The organism is Mesorhizobium sp. M0185, from assembly GCF_040322175.1.
Classification (GTDB): Bacteria; Pseudomonadota; Alphaproteobacteria; order Rhizobiales; family Rhizobiaceae; genus Mesorhizobium.
This window is the reverse complement of sequence record NZ_JAMYSY010000023.1, coordinates 26,347-40,510: the sequence shown is the minus strand read 5'-3', so window position 1 is coordinate 40,510 and position 14,164 is coordinate 26,347. Positions and strand designations below refer to the sequence as shown.

Below are 14,164 nucleotides of genomic sequence, written 5' to 3'. Positions count from 1 at the left end.
CTATGCGGCCGGCCAGCCTCGCGTCGCTCGCCGGAACAAAAGCCAATGCCGGCGCAGGACAGAGAGCCGCACCGCGCTATCAAGCGGTGAGTGGCGGGCGCGCTCCATCTTGTCGAGATAGGCGCCCGAAAGAGCCAGCGGCAGAAAGGCCGGGCGCAATGAAACCGGCAAAACGGACGCCCCCTGCTCGAAAGCGGAAAGATGTTCCCGTGCCAGCGCGATCATCGCGGCAACGGCGCGTTCCGCGCCCGGCCCGCCGTCACCTGTAACGAACTCTTGCGGCGACGATCCCGCCGCCGCCAAAATATCGGCCGGGACAAAGCACTGTCCCCGCTTGCGATGCAGCGGCAGCAGAAGCAGGAGACCGGTCATCGCCTGCGCACAACCTGCCCTGCCGGCAAGTTCGGCAAAGCGTGGTGCTTGGACCGGATCGAGCACGATCGCCGCAAGCTGGATGAGCGCGGCGGCAGTCTCGCCGCAATAGCCTTCGAGGTCGGTGCGCGACGGCATCGGGTCGTCATAGAGATCGAAGATGCGCGCTTCGAGCATATTGTCGAAAGCAGCCTTGGGCAGGCGATGAGTGGAAATAGTCGCCCTTAGCGCGTCCGCCACGGGATGGCCGACCTCAGCCCCATCCTCTTGGCCGGCGATGACATCGCGCCACCATTGCAGCCGGACCTCGCCCGGCAGCGCTTCGCGGATGCGATCGCGTATGCCGGCAATTTCGGCGTTGAAGGCATAGAGCGAAAACAGCGCGTCCCGCTTGTCTTCGGGCGCGTAGAGCGCGGTCAGATAGCGGTCATGATCGGCGGCGCGCACCGTCTCCATGGCGACTTTGGTGTTTTCGGCCACGTCAGTCGACGGCGATGAGTGCTGCGGCCACGGCGCGGTTTTCCGCCAGCAGCACATTGTAGGTCCGCACAGCCGCCCCGGTCGACATCGGATCGGCGGAAATGCCGGCGTCCTTCAGCGCGGCACGCAGCGCGGCCGGCAACGGCCTCAGGTCCTTGCCGCTGCCGACCAGCAGGATCTCGACCTTGGCGGCCTCGTTGAACAGCTTGGTGAAATCCGCTGCCGTCAGCGCCAACGGATCGGCCGGCTCCCAGCCATAGATGCCAGAAGGCAGGCACAGCAGCGAGCCGCGATGCGACATGTCGGCAAAGCGGAAACCGCCATTGCCGTAAGCCTCGATCGGTGCGCGGCCGGGGAAATGCGCCTCGCGGATGACGATGCCCTTGGCCACTTTTGAGGCAAGCCGTCAGGTGGCTATGGCTTTGCCGCCGCCCACCGGCTTTTCCTCGTCCGACGCCGCGGCCTGCGGCCGCAACTTGAACAGGATGAGCAGCGGCGCGGCGATGAATATCGACGAATAGGTGCCGAACACGACGCCGAACAGCATGGCCATGGTGAACGAGCGGATCACCTCGCCGCCGAACAGCACCAGGGCCAGCAGCGCCAGGATCGTTGTCACCGAGGTCAGCGTCGTCCTCGACAGCGTCTCGTTGATGGCGTTGTTCAGCAATTGCGGCAGCGGCATTCGCTTGTATTTTCGCAGATCCTCGCGAACGCGGTCATAGACGACGATCGTATCGTTGAGCGAATAACCGATGATGGTAAGGATCGCCGCCAGCGACGATTGGTTGAATTCGAGGCCGGTGAGGACGAAGAAGCCGATCGTCATGACCACGTCGTGAACGGTCGCAACGATGGCGCCGACCGCGAACTGCCATTCGAAGCGGAACCAGACATAGATCAGGATGCCGAGCAGCGCGACCAGCATGGCAATGGTGCCTTGCTTGGCAAGCTCGCCCGAGACCGTCGGCCCGACCACTTCGACGCGGCGGAAATCATACTGGTCCTGCAGCTCGCCGCGCACCTTGTCGATGACGGTCTGCTCGGCATTCTCGCCGCCCTCCTGGGTACCGACGCGGATCAGAACGTCGTTCGGCTCGCCGAATTGTTGAACCTGCACCTCGCCGATATTGAGTTCCGTTAGCCTGCCGCGGATGTCGGCCAGATCGGCATTGCCGGCCTTGGACTGCACCTCGATCAGCGAGCCGCCCTTGAAATCGATGCCGTAATTGATGTCGATGGTCATGAAGCCGATGACCGACAGCACCGAAAGCACGCTCGAGAGCGTGAACGTCCAGCGGCGGATGCCCATGAACGGAATTTTCGTTCCCGGCGGAATGAAGGTCACCGGCGCGCGTGGCAACTCCTTCGGACGGGCGCGGCGAAGCCAGATCGACACCAGCAGGCGCGTGAAGGTGAAGGCGGTGAAGACCGTGGTCAGGATGCCGATGGCATAGGTGACGGCAAAACCCTTCACCGGCCCGGTGCCGAGGTAGAACAGCACCACGGTGGCAATCAGCGAAGTGACGTTGGAATCGACGATGGTCGCCAGCGCCTTGCTGAAGCCGGTATCGATCGCCTGGATCACCGAGCGGCCGGCACGTCGCTCCTCGCGAATACGCTCATAGATCAGCACGTTCGAATCGACCGCCATGCCGATGGTCAGCACGATACCGGCGATACCCGGCAAGGTCAGCGTCGCGCCAAGCAGCGACAGCAGCCCGACGATCATCGCGACATGCACCGCCAGCGCGATGTTGGCGAGGAAGCCGAGGAAACCGTAGGCGACGAACATGAACGCCACCACTAGGATCGAGCCGATGATGCCGGCGACCTTGCCGGCATGGATGGAGTCCTGGCCGAGGCCAGGCCCCACGGTGCGCTCCTCGATCACGGTGAGCGTCGCCGGCAAGGCGCCGGCGCGCAGCAGCACGGCGAGATCGTTGGCGCTCTCGGCGGTGAAATTCCCCGATATCTGGCCGGAACCGCCAGGAATCGGTTCGTTGATCCGCGGCGCCGAAATCACCTGGTTGTCGAGGATGATGGCAAACAGCTTGCCGACATTCTGCGCTGTCGCCTGGCCGAACCGCTGCGCCCCCTTGGAATCGAAGCGGAACGAAACCACCGGCTCATTGGTCTGCGAGTTGAACGTCGCCTGGGCATCGACGAGGTTTTCACCCGAAACAATGACGCGGTTCTCGATCAGATACGGAACCGGCGGATCGTCCTGCGAATACAGCACCGAGGACCCCGGCGGCGGACGGCCGTTCAGCGCATCCTGCACCGGCATCGATTGGTCGACCATCTGGAAGGTCAGCTTGGCGGTCTGGCCGAGAATTTCCTTCAGCCGTTGCGGGTCCTGCAAACCAGGCACCTGCACAAGGATGCGGTCGTCCCCTTGCCGCTGCACGATCGGCTCGGTCGTTCCCAGTTCGTTGACACGACGGCTGACGACCTCGATCGACTGGGTCAGCGCCGTCGACGTACGGTATTTGATGCCGGCATCGGTGACGGTGAATTTAAGCAGGCCGGCCTCGGAATCATCCAGGGTCATCTCCTGGACGGAGCCGCCGCTGAACAGGCCGGCCGCCACCGGATTGGTCAACGGCTTCAATGCGTTCTTGGCGGCGTCGATCTGTGCGGGATCGGTGATGCGGACCTGCACCGTGCGCCCCGACCCGGCAAGGCCGGTATAGCCGATCTTGGCATCGCGCAGCAGCGTCCTGATTTCGTCGCGCGTCGTCTCCAGCCGATCCTTGATCAGATCGTTCGGATCCATCCTGAGCAGGATGTGCGAGCCGCCCTGCAGGTCGAGGCCGAGCGTCATCTGCCGCTTCGGCACCCAGTCGGGAAGCTTGGCCAGCGTGCTGGCGGAAAAAAGGTTGGGCGCAGCGAGGACCACTGTGGCGGCCACGGCCAGCCAGATCAGGATCATCTTGAAGCGCGAAAAATAAAGCATATGGCGTCGTCCGTCAGGGCGTACTGGCGGATCGTTCCGCCGACAATTCGGTTATTTCTTGGCGTTCTGGTTTGCCACCGGCTCGCCCTTGACGCGTACGTCGGCGATCGTCGAGCGCAGCGCCGTCACCTTGGTGCCGCCGCCAAGGTCGATCTCCAGCTCGTTATCGTCGATCACCTTGGTCACCTTGCCGACCAAGCCGCCGCCGGTGACAACGGTATCGCCGCGACGAACCGCCGCCAGCATCTCGCCGCGCTTCTTTAGCTGCGTGCGCTGCGGCCGGATGATCAGAAAATACATGATCACGAAAATCAGAGCAAACGGCACGATCTGGATAAACATTGCGGACGAGTCCCCGCCGATGCCTTGGGCGTATGCCGGTGTCACGAACATCGAGGTACTCCTGAATTTTAAAAACAGCCGCCTTAACCGTTCTGGGAATTTGACGGCCCCGCCAAATTTGGCCGGAATATAGTCGGTAACGTTGCCAATGCAACTGCGCCGCCGGGCAAATCGGCTGCTTTTCCGGCCTGGTGAGCCGTGTTAGAGGGTGATCCCGAAAAGCGACGCTCGGTTTCCGCAAAAGATCATGCCCGAACAAATGCTTGGGACGAGTTTCGAAACCGCTGAAATCAGGTAGGTTGGCCTGCCGCACCATCCCGAAAGCGAAACAAAAAAGACAAGAGATGACCGACAGCACCATCGATACCCTGAGCCAGAAGCTCGACCGCCTGATCGAGGCGGTCGCTCGCCTCGCCCCGCCGCCGGTGCCGCAAACCAACCTCGGCGAGGCCGATTGCTTCGTCTGGCAGGCCGATCCCGGCTATCTGGAGCCGGTGCTCAAGGTCAACCGCGTCGACATCGGCCTGATCCGCGGGGTCGATCGCGTCCGCGACATATTGGTCGACAACACCGAGCGCTTTGCCTCAGGCTATGCTGCCAACAACGTGCTGTTGTGGGGCGCGCGCGGCATGGGCAAATCGTCGCTGGTCAAGGCGGTGCACGCCGCGGTCAACGCTTCGGCCAACCTCGATCTGCCGCTCAAGCTTATCGAGATCCATCGCGAAGACATCGACACGCTGCCGAAGCTGATGGGCCTGCTGAAGGCAGCACCCTTCCGCTTCATCCTGTTCTGCGACGACCTGTCATTCGACCATGACGACACGTCCTATAAATCGCTGAAGGCAGCGCTTGAAGGCGGCGTCGAGGGCCGCCCGGCCAACGTCATCTTCTACGCCACCTCGAACCGGCGGCATCTGTTGCCGCGCGACATGATCGATAATGAGCGCTCGACGGCGATCAATCCGTCCGAAGCGGTCGAGGAAAAGGTTTCGCTGTCGGACCGTTTCGGCCTGTGGCTTGGCTTCCACAAATGTTCGCAGGACGAATATCTCGATATGATCGACGGCTATGTCCGCCATCACGATCTCGCCATCGATCCCGAGACGCTGCGCGCCGAGGCGCTGGAATGGGCGACGACGCGGGGCAGCCGTTCGGGCCGCGTCGCCTGGCAGTTCACCCAGGATCTGGCAGGCCGGCTCGGCAAGCCGCTCAAGGATTAGCCGCTCAACGACTAACAGCAGAAGAAGCCCGCACCTTGCGGAGCGGACTTCCTCGGCGGGCTGAAGGTCAGGTGGCCCGCAAATCGCTTTCGTCATCTATTCGAGATAGGTCGAAGGATCGACCGGCGCCGAGTTCTTGCGCACTTCGAAATGCAGTTTCGGCGAGTCGGTGGTGCCGCTCATGCCGGACAGGGCGATTTCCTGGCCGCGCTTGACCTTCTGGCCGCGCTGCACCTCGATCGAGCTGGTGTGGCCGTAGACGGTGACCAGGCCGTTTTCGTGACGCACCAGCACTGTGTTGCCGAATTCCTTGAGGCCGTCACCGGCATAGATGACGACGCCGTTTTCAGCTGCCTTGACCGGCGTCCCCTCGGGCACGGCAATGTCGACGCCGTCCTTGCCGCCGCCGAAGCTTGAGATCACGCGGCCGCGCACCGGCCAGCGCATCTTGCCGATGCCCGTTGCGTCCGGCGCCACCGCGTCGTCGTCCTCGGCCTGCTGGATGACTTTCGCGTCCTTCTTTGGCGGCGTGTAGGAGGCGAGCGTCTGCGTCGGCGTGGCCTTGGCAGGCGGCTGGGTGGTGGCCGTCGTCACCGGATCGACCTTTGCCGGCTTCGCACCGGCGACAACAGCGGTTCCGCCTGCCGGCACTTTCAGGGTCTGGCCGATCTTGAGCAGTCCATCCTGCATGCCGTTCGCCTGCTTCAACGCGACGACGCCGACGCCGGTCTTTCTGGCGATGGCCGACAGCGTATCGCCTTGCTGAACCGTGTAGGTGCCGCCGGCACCGGCTGGCTTGGCCGTCGCCGAAGCCACTTTGGGCGCGGCCTTTCCATCCTTCGGCTGGCTCGCGGCAGCCGAGGCGTCCACCTGCGCGGCAGACTTGCCTTCCCTGAGCTTCGGTTGCTGCGGCAGCACGGCCACCTTCTCCGGCGCGTCGGCCGGCTGGTCGTGCCTGGTGCCGTTCGCGGGCTTGGCGTCGGCGACTTTCGGCGTGGCGCCGTTGCTCGAATACGCATAGGCCGGGATGACGAGCTTCTGGCCGGTCTTCAGCCCCTTGGTCGCGCTCAGCCCGTTGACTTTCATGATGGCATCGGCCGGCACGCCGTAGCGCCGAGACAGGCCGGAAATGGTCTCGCCGTCCTTGACGACGATCTCGGTTGCATGCGGTGCGCCGGCGGCCGTCGCCATGCGCGGCGCGTCGGGCTCGGCGTTCTTGAACGGCCTTGCCGCCGGAGCGACGGTGCCGGTTGCCGTCCTGTCGACACGAGGAGCGGCAGGCGCCATCGCCGGCGCGGCAGCGGTACGCACCGGGCGGGCGGCGGGTGCCAGGGCGGGAGCCGGCGGTGGCAACTGCTGCGCCGTAACCGGTTCGAGGCTTGAGCGGCTGACCGACTGGGTGTGGCTGCCGTCGACCGGCGCGGCCGCAACATCGCCCGGATAGGGCTGGGCAGCATCCTGCTTGTCGATGATGGCGCGCTGGTTGTTAGTCGAGGCGGTGAACACGTCATCGACGCTGTTGAACCGCGCCACCTGGGAACTACACCCCGTCGCAGCGCCTGCGATCATGAGGACGGCGCAGCCACGCGCCAGATTGCGTCCGTTTGCCTTCAAAACACTGAATTGCATCGCACTAACCCGCACAGACCCGGTACAACTGAGTGTGATTAAAGCGCGTTAATGTTACCGGTCGGTTAAACCTGTAGAATCAGACGCAAATTTTCTTAAAATATTCGAGGATCGAGCGCCGGGTGTGTCGAGATTCAGGTCAGGCGGAGCCGAAAATGGTGGGTTCCGAGAACCGGAGCGGAGCGTACTTTTGGGTACGTGAGCACCGGCCTACGCCGGCCATAGCCTTAACTGCCGCGACCTCTTATGAATGCTTCGGCCGGCGAAGGCCGGAAGCGGAGGAAGCCGCCATTTTGCAGGCCGGCCTCACCTGAATATCGACACAGTCTAGATGACCGCGGCGACACCGTGCAGGATCGGCTGCAGGCGCACCAGGCCGATATCCTCGCGTTCGAAGCGGCTGCCGACCTTGGTCAGCTTGGCCAGCATCTGCTCGCCTTCGTCGGGTCCGATCGGCGCGATGACGATGCCGCCGCTCGACAATTGGTCGAGGAGAAAGCGCGGCAGGCTGTCGAAGGCCGCCCAGGCGACGATGCGGTCGAACGGCGCTTCGTTGGCCAGCCCGTTGGAACCGTCCGCCTGGCGCACGATGACATTGCCGATGGCGAGTGCCTCGAGGCGCTGCCGGGCCTGTTCGGCCAGCGTCTTGTAACGGTCGATGGTGACGATCCGCGCGGCAAGCCGCGACATCACCGCCGCCGTGTAGCCGGACCCGGTGCCGATCTCGAGCACCCGGTTGCCCGGCTCGATGGCAAGTGCCGCGATCACCGCCGCCTGCAGGTCGGCGCCTTCGATGGCCTCGCCGCATTCGATCGGCAGCATACGGTCCGACCAGGCTATCGAGTGGAAATGCGGAGACAGAAAGCCGCGCCGCGGCGTCGCCTCGAAGGCGGCGATCAGCGCCTTCGGCACCGTCCCCCTGCCGCGCAGGCGAAGCAGGAAGGCAGCGAAACCTTCGCGCTCGTCGACCGTTGCAGCGTGGTTCAAGTTCATGCGAGCGCCTTGGCCAGTTGATCGCGGATTTCATGCGCGGTGAGATCGAGCTGCAGCGGCGTCACCGACACCAGCCGATTGCGCAAGGCATGGAGGTCGGTGCCTTGCTTGCCCTCGACTGGCTCGCGGCCGAAGCGGAGCCAGTAGTAAGGCAGGCCGCGCCCGTCGCGCCGCTCGTCGACCCACAGGCTGTGGACCAGCTTCCCCTGCGAAGTGACTACAGTTCCGGCGATCTCTTCCGGCGCACAGTTCGGAAAATTGACGTTGAGCAGCACGCCGTCCGGCAACGGCATGGCGACGAGCTTTTCAAGCAGGGCCGGCGCCAGCGCTTCGGTGGTCTCGTAGGGAACGACGCGGTCCTCGCCGACATAGGAATAGGCCTGGCTGATGGCGATCGATCGCACGCCGAGCAGCGCGCCTTCCATGGCGCCGGCGACCGTGCCCGAATAGGTGAGGTCGTCGGCGATGTTGGCGCCGGAATTGACGCCGGACAGGATCAGGTCAGGCGCTTCGGGCAGGATCTTCTTCACGCCCATGATGACGCAATCGGTCGGCGTTCCGCGCACCGCAAAGTGCTTTTCGCCGATTTTCCTGAGCCGCAGCGGCTCCGAGATCGACAGCGAATGCGCATAGCCGGACTGATCCTGTTCCGGTGCCACCACCCAGACGTCGTCCGACAGCGTGCGCGCGATGCGTTCGAGCGACGCAAGGCCCTCGGCATGGATGCCGTCGTCGTTGGTCAGAAGGATGCGCATGAGACCGCCTTTGCAGAATTGGATTGACGGCAGCGCTCTACGATACCCCCCTCTGTCCTGCCCTCTTTTCCACCGCTTGGCATCTCCCCCTCAAGGGGGGAGATCGGCAATTCCGTAGCCGCCGCCTTCCTTGCTACGCCAACAGTTGGCGAAAGCTGTGATGACGGCGCAATCTCCCCCCTTGAGGGGGAGATGTCCGGCAGGACAGAGGGGGGCGCGAAGGAACGCGGGGCCGACAAGCTTGTCACTTCGATGATTCGATCTTTTCCAGACCGCCCATGTAAGGCCGAAGCGCTTCAGGAATGGTTACGCTGCCGTCCTCGTTCTGATAATTTTCGATGACGGCAATGAGCGCGCGGCCGACGGCGGTGCCCGAACCGTTCAGCGTGTGGACGAAGCGGTTGCCCTTGCCGTCCTTGTCCTTGTAGCGGGCGTCCATGCGCCGCGCCTGGAAATCGCCGCATACCGAGCACGACGATATCTCGCGATAGGCATTCTGGCCGGGCAGCCAGACCTCGATGTCATAGGTCTTGCGCGCGCCAAAGCCCATGTCGCCGGTGCACAGCGTCATGGTGCGGAACGGCAGGCCGAGCCGCTTCAGCACCTCCTCGGCGCATTCGGTCATGCGCTCATGCTCGGCAACCGAAGTCTCCTGGTCGGTGATCGACACCAGCTCGACCTTGTAGAACTGGTGCTGGCGCAGCATGCCGCGCGTGTCGCGCCCGGCCGAGCCCGCCTCGGAGCGGAAGCACGGCGTCAGCGCCGTATAGCGCAGCGGCAGTTTTTCGTGCGGCATGATCTCGTCGCGAACGAGATTGGTGAGCGGCACTTCGGCGGTTGGGATTAGGCCAAGCCTGCCGTCCCCGTGCCGAACGAAGAATAAATCCTCTTCGAATTTCGGCAGTTGCCCGGTCCCGAAAAGCACCTCGTCGCGCACCATCAACGGCGGCTGGATCTCTATATAGCCGTGCTCGGTGGTGTGCAGATCCAGCATGAACTGGCCGAGCGCGCGTTCCATCCGCGCCAGGCCGCTTTTGAGCACGGTGAAGCGCGAGCCGGAAAGCCGTGCTGCCCGCTCGAAATCCATCATGCCGAGCACTTCGCCGATCTCGAAATGCTCCTTCACCCAGTTCGGCCGCGTCGGCACCTCGCCGACGACACGCTTGACGACGTTGTCGTGCTCGTCCTTGCCGACCGGCGCGTCGTCGAACGGCACGTTTGGCAGCACTGCCAGCGCATCGTTCAGCGCCTTGTCGAGCTCGCGCTCGCGCGCCTCGCCATTCTGGATGAAGGCCTTAATCTCGCCGACCTCGGCCTTCAGCCTTTCGGCAAGAGCTGCATCGCCCGAGCGCATGGCATTGCCGATCTCCTTCGATGCGGCGTTGCGGCGTTCCTGCCTGGTCTGCAGCTCGGTCAGATGCTCGCGCCGCGCCTCATCCGCGCCGATCAGGTCGTCGACCGTGGACTGCGCATCCTCAGCCGACCACGAGCGCTTCTGGAGCGCCTCGACAAGGGCCTTCGGGTTGTCGCGAATCCATTTGATGTCAAGCATGGTCTGTTCGTCCTCGGCACGGCGGTTTCGGGGCAAGGAAATGCCCAAAACAAAGACCAGAGGGCGTAAACCGCATCGATACAAGACGTCAAGGCAGAGTTCCTTCGCGCCGACCTCAGGTAGGCAGCACGCGCAACGTTCGATCGAAAGAACCCTGGAAACAAAAACCCGCCTCGAGAGGCGGGTTTTTGGAGCCAATTGGCACCATACCTAAATTAGTAGCATAGCTGCCGGCACAAAGCAAGAACAAAGTTGCTATGGCCGGCAAAAAAATGCTGCCCGCTTCAACCGAACCTATGTCGAAGACGCGTCCGCCGGCTTTTCGGCCACCTCTTCGGTGGCGTCCTGCTTTTCGCGGGCCACACGGTCGCGCTCCTTGCTGCGTTCGATCAGCCGGGCCGACCAGATCGAGACCTCGTAGAGCAGGATCGTCGGAATGGCGAGGCCGATCTGGCTCATCGGGTCGGGCGGCGTCAGCACCGCCGCCACGACGAAGGCGATGACGATCGCCCATTTGCGCTTCTCGGCCAGGGCCGTGGACGACAGCATGCCGACCCGCGTCATCAGGCTTGTCACCACCGGCAGCTGGAACACCAGGCCGAAGGAGAAGATCAGCGTCATGATCAGGCTGAGATATTCGGACACTTTCGGCAGCAGCGAAATCTGCACCTGGTCGTTGGTGCCGGTCTGCTGCATGGCGAGGAAGAACCACATCACCATCGGCGTGAAGAAGAAATAGACCAGCGACGCGCCCATCAGGAACAGGATCGGCGAGGCGATCAGGAACGGCAGGAAGGCATTGCGCTCGTTCTTGTAGAGGCCGGGCGCGATGAATTTGTAGATCTGCGTGGCGATCAGCGGAAAGGCGATGACCATGCCGCCAAACATGGCGAGCTTGACCTGGGTAAAGAAGAATTCCTGCGGTGCCGTATAGATCAGCTCGACCTTGTGCGGGTCGAGCCCGGCCCATTGCGTAGCCCATCTGAACGGAATGACCAGCAGGTTGAACAGCTTCTTGGCGAAGAAGAAGCACACAAGAAAAGCGACGAAGAAACCGCCGATCGACCACATCAGCCGCCGGCGCAACTCGATCAGATGCTCCATCAGCGGAGCCGACGATTTCTCGATTTCGTCCTTTTCCTTATCCGAAGTGCTCACTTTGCGGCTCCCGCCGTTTTCCTGGCGGCCGGCTTCTTCGTTGCTGCCGATTGAGCTTTCGGCTCAGCTTTCGTGGCGGCCTTTGGCGCAGCGGTCTTTGCCGGCTTGGCCGGCACGGCAGCCGCTGCTTTCGCAGACGCCGGCTTCTTCTTTGCCGCCGATGCTTTTTGCGGCACGGCCGCTGCAGTCGTTTGCGCCTGCACTGCCGGTGCCACGACGGACTCGTCCGTCATCGCCGGAAAGATCGGCGTGGCCGGCGTCGGCTCCGGCGGACTGACGCCCGGCATCGTCGTTGCGCCGTTCTTCAGCGGCTCGGCTGCCTGTTCTGTCGAAGTGGCGGGATCGACGACCGGCTTGGGTTTCATCACGGCATCGACGCCGGAACGGACGTCAGCGGCCGCCTGCTCGAATGGATTGAGCTGTTTCCTGATCTCGGCCGCCGGATTGAGGCTTCTCAGCGAATCGACCGACTTCTTGACGTCGTCGAGCTCGGCTTCCTTCAGTGCGTCGTTGAACTGCCGCTGGAAATCGGAGGCCATGGCGCGCAGCTTCGCCGTTGTGCGGCCGAAGGTGCGCAGCATGTTGGGCAAATCCTTGGGCCCGACGACCACGATCATGACGATCGCGATCACCAGCATCTCGGTCCAGCCGACTTCGAACATGGCTATACGTTCCGACTAAAGTGTTGGGGCTCAGCCTTTGCTGGCCTTTTCCTTCGGTACCGAAACGGTTTCGTCGGAACGGTGTTCGACGGTACGCTTGTCCTCAGCAGTGTCGTCGTCGGCCATGCCCTTCTTGAAGCTCTTGATGCCCTTGGCCATGTCGCCCATCAACTCAGGGATCTTGCCGCGGCCGAAGACCAGCAGCACGATCACCAGAACGATCATCCAGTGCCAAATCGAAAATGAACCCATAGCAAATCTCTCTCGAACGGTTTCCCAGACGCTGATCTATGCGCTTTCGGGTTCGGATTCAAACAGAACTGCGACAGAGTTCATGAATGAGTGGCAGATGTCACGCACTTTCGGCACAGCAGCCCGCTACCAATCGGCGCAGTTCCGCCCTGCCTATGGCTTTAAGATGGCGCTCGGGTCAATCTTCCGTGACGCGCGGGGTCAAAAGGCCGAGTTCCTCGAGGTCGATGTCGGTCAGCGGATCCTCGTCGTCGGTGAGCGCATCGGGGTCGGCCGGCGGCAGCGGCACCGAGAAATTCGACGGCATGCGGCCGGACAGCAGCCCCGCACCCTTCAATTCCTCCATGCCGGGGAGATCGCGTATCTCCTCCAGTGCGAAATGGTCGAGGAAAATGTCGGTCGTGCCATAAGTGACGGGACGGCCGGGCGTGCGACGCCGGCCGCGCATCCGCACCCATTCGGTCTCCATCAGCGTGTCGAGCGTCCCCTTTGACGTCTCGACGCCACGGATGTCCTCGATCTCGGCGCGCGTTACCGGCTGGTGGTAGGCGATGATCGCCAGCACTTCGAGGGCAGCGCGGGACAGTTTGCGCTGCTGCACCGTGTCACGGCTCATCAGGAAGGCGACGTCGCCGGCGGTGCGAAACGCCCAGGCATCGCCGACGCGCACCAGATTGACGCCGCGCCGCGCATAGATCTGCTGCAGTTCGGCCATTGCCGCGGCAATGTTGATGCCGTCGGGCAGTCGCGAAGTGAGCTGTTTTTCGCTGACCGGCTCGGCGCTGGCGAATACGATCGCCTCGGCCATCCGTACGGCCTCCGCCATATGCAGCCGCTCGCCAGGATTCCGCGACAAATTCTGCCCCTGATCTTGTGCCGGGTTCTCGGCGACCGCGCCTTGCTCGGCGTCGTCGTCGACCTTGAACGGAATGACCGAAGCGTTGGCGCGTTCGCTCATGGTGTTACCTCGACTATCTTGATGACCTGGGCGCGGCCGCGCAGATAAAGCGGCGCGAACACCTGGTCCTGCCGCATTTCCATCTTGCCTTCGCGCACCAGTTCCAGCGTCGCCGCAAACGAGCTGGCAATCGCGGTGCGCCGCTCTTCCGGGCCGGCCAGATATTCGACCAGGAAACTGTCGAGCGCCGTCCAGTCGCGCAGCGACCCGATCAGCCTGGTCAGCACGTCGCGCGCATCCTTGAGCGACCACACGCCGCGCCTGGCGATCGTCACATTGGTTATTGCCTGCTTCTGGCGCTGCTGGGCATAGGCGGTCAACAGGTCGTAGAGCGAGGCCGAATAAGCATTGCGCTTCTCGACGATGACCATTTCCGGCATGCCGCGTGCAAACACGTCGCGTCCGAGCCGGTTGCGGTTGACCAGCCGTGCCGCCGCGTCGCGCATCGCCTCCAGCCGCTTCAGCCGGAACTGCAGCACCGCCGCCAGTTCCTCGCCGCTTTCGCCTTCGTCGCCGGGCTGCTTGGGGATCAGGAGCTTCGACTTGAGGAAGGCCAGCCATGCCGCCATCACCAGGTAGTCGGCGGCAAGCTCCAGCCTCAGCGCCCTCACCTTCTCGACGAACGCCAGATACTGTTCGGCCAGCGCCAGGATCGAGATGCGCGACAGGTCGACCTTCTGATTGCGGGCAAGATGCAGCAGAAGATCGAGCGGACCTTCGAAACCGGCCACATCGACGACCAACGCCGGATCGCCGGTCAGCCGGGAATCGTCGTTCTCGGCCCACAAGCGGTCCATCGGTGCGGCCTTGCCGGCCTTCAGGTCCAATGTTT

Annotated in this window: 14 protein-coding genes; 1 reads left to right on the top strand and 13 read right to left on the bottom strand. The window is 63.2% G+C overall.

Annotation, left to right across the window (positions count from 1 at the left end):
• From NKJ20_RS19080 to yajC, 4 genes are read right to left on the bottom strand one after another with little or no spacing between them, the layout of a single operon-like run.
• Positions 1–828: a phytoene/squalene synthase family protein gene (locus NKJ20_RS19080; protein ID WP_502894939.1), complete on the bottom strand. Its 828-nt coding sequence runs from the start codon at positions 826–828 to the stop codon at positions 1–3.
• 25 nt (positions 829–853) lie between these two features.
• Positions 854–1,243, bottom strand: coding sequence for an Mth938-like domain-containing protein (locus tag NKJ20_RS19075; protein WP_352746044.1), 390 nt, complete (start codon positions 1,241–1,243; stop codon positions 854–856).
• 15 nt (positions 1,244–1,258) lie between these two features.
• The gene (gene secDF, locus NKJ20_RS19070) at positions 1,259–3,811 is read right to left on the bottom strand and encodes a protein translocase subunit SecDF (RefSeq protein ID WP_352746041.1); all 2,553 of its coding nucleotides are present in this window, start codon (positions 3,809–3,811) and stop codon (positions 1,259–1,261) included.
• Positions 3,812–3,862: 51 nt separating this feature from the next.
• Positions 3,863–4,204 carry a preprotein translocase subunit YajC gene (yajC, locus tag NKJ20_RS19065; protein WP_352451381.1) on the bottom strand — a complete coding sequence of 114 codons (342 nt, stop codon included), beginning with the start codon at positions 4,202–4,204 and terminating at the stop codon, positions 3,863–3,865.
• A 293-nt stretch (positions 4,205–4,497) separates the two neighbouring features.
• Here yajC and NKJ20_RS19060 point away from each other — a divergent pair, with 293 nt between their 5' ends.
• A complete protein-coding gene (locus NKJ20_RS19060; protein ID WP_352746039.1) occupies positions 4,498–5,373 on the top strand; it encodes an ATP-binding protein in 876 nt (291 codons plus the stop codon).
• A 96-nt stretch (positions 5,374–5,469) separates the two neighbouring features.
• Here NKJ20_RS19060 and NKJ20_RS19055 read toward each other — a convergent pair whose 3' ends face one another.
• The 9 genes from NKJ20_RS19055 to NKJ20_RS19015 all read right to left on the bottom strand — a co-directional run bounded on the left by NKJ20_RS19055 (position 5,470) and on the right by NKJ20_RS19015 (position 14,129).
• The gene (locus NKJ20_RS19055) at positions 5,470–7,002 is read right to left on the bottom strand and encodes a peptidoglycan DD-metalloendopeptidase family protein (RefSeq protein ID WP_352539744.1); all 1,533 of its coding nucleotides are present in this window, start codon (positions 7,000–7,002) and stop codon (positions 5,470–5,472) included.
• Positions 7,003–7,329: 327 nt separating this feature from the next.
• Positions 7,330–7,995 carry a protein-L-isoaspartate(D-aspartate) O-methyltransferase gene (locus NKJ20_RS19050; protein WP_352746036.1) on the bottom strand — a complete coding sequence of 222 codons (666 nt, stop codon included), beginning with the start codon at positions 7,993–7,995 and terminating at the stop codon, positions 7,330–7,332.
• On the bottom strand, positions 7,992–8,750 hold the full coding sequence (surE, locus tag NKJ20_RS19045) for a 5'/3'-nucleotidase SurE (RefSeq protein ID WP_352746033.1): 759 nt from the start codon (positions 8,748–8,750) through the stop codon (positions 7,992–7,994). Before surE ends, NKJ20_RS19050 begins: the two co-directional genes overlap by 4 nt.
• A 244-nt stretch (positions 8,751–8,994) precedes the next feature.
• On the bottom strand, positions 8,995–10,302 hold the full coding sequence (serS, locus tag NKJ20_RS19040) for a serine--tRNA ligase (RefSeq protein WP_352746031.1): 1,308 nt from the start codon (positions 10,300–10,302) through the stop codon (positions 8,995–8,997).
• A 294-nt stretch (positions 10,303–10,596) separates the two neighbouring features.
• Positions 10,597–11,460: a twin-arginine translocase subunit TatC gene (gene tatC / locus NKJ20_RS19035; protein WP_352746028.1), complete on the bottom strand. Its 864-nt coding sequence runs from the start codon at positions 11,458–11,460 to the stop codon at positions 10,597–10,599.
• Positions 11,457–12,122: a Sec-independent protein translocase protein TatB gene (gene tatB, locus NKJ20_RS19030; protein ID WP_352451387.1), complete on the bottom strand. Its 666-nt coding sequence runs from the start codon at positions 12,120–12,122 to the stop codon at positions 11,457–11,459. The genes tatC and tatB overlap by 4 nt, the downstream gene beginning before the upstream one ends.
• Positions 12,123–12,152: 30 nt before the next feature.
• Positions 12,153–12,374, bottom strand: coding sequence for a twin-arginine translocase TatA/TatE family subunit (locus NKJ20_RS19025; protein ID WP_352451388.1), 222 nt, complete (start codon positions 12,372–12,374; stop codon positions 12,153–12,155).
• A gap of 178 nt (positions 12,375–12,552) precedes the next feature.
• A complete protein-coding gene (gene scpB, locus NKJ20_RS19020) occupies positions 12,553–13,332 on the bottom strand; it encodes an SMC-Scp complex subunit ScpB (RefSeq protein WP_352746026.1) in 780 nt (259 codons plus the stop codon).
• Complete coding sequence (locus NKJ20_RS19015; RefSeq protein ID WP_352746110.1) at positions 13,329–14,129, bottom strand: segregation and condensation protein A; 801 nt, start codon at positions 14,127–14,129, stop codon at positions 13,329–13,331. The genes scpB and NKJ20_RS19015 overlap by 4 nt, the downstream gene beginning before the upstream one ends.
• Positions 14,130–14,164 lie beyond the last annotated feature (35 nt).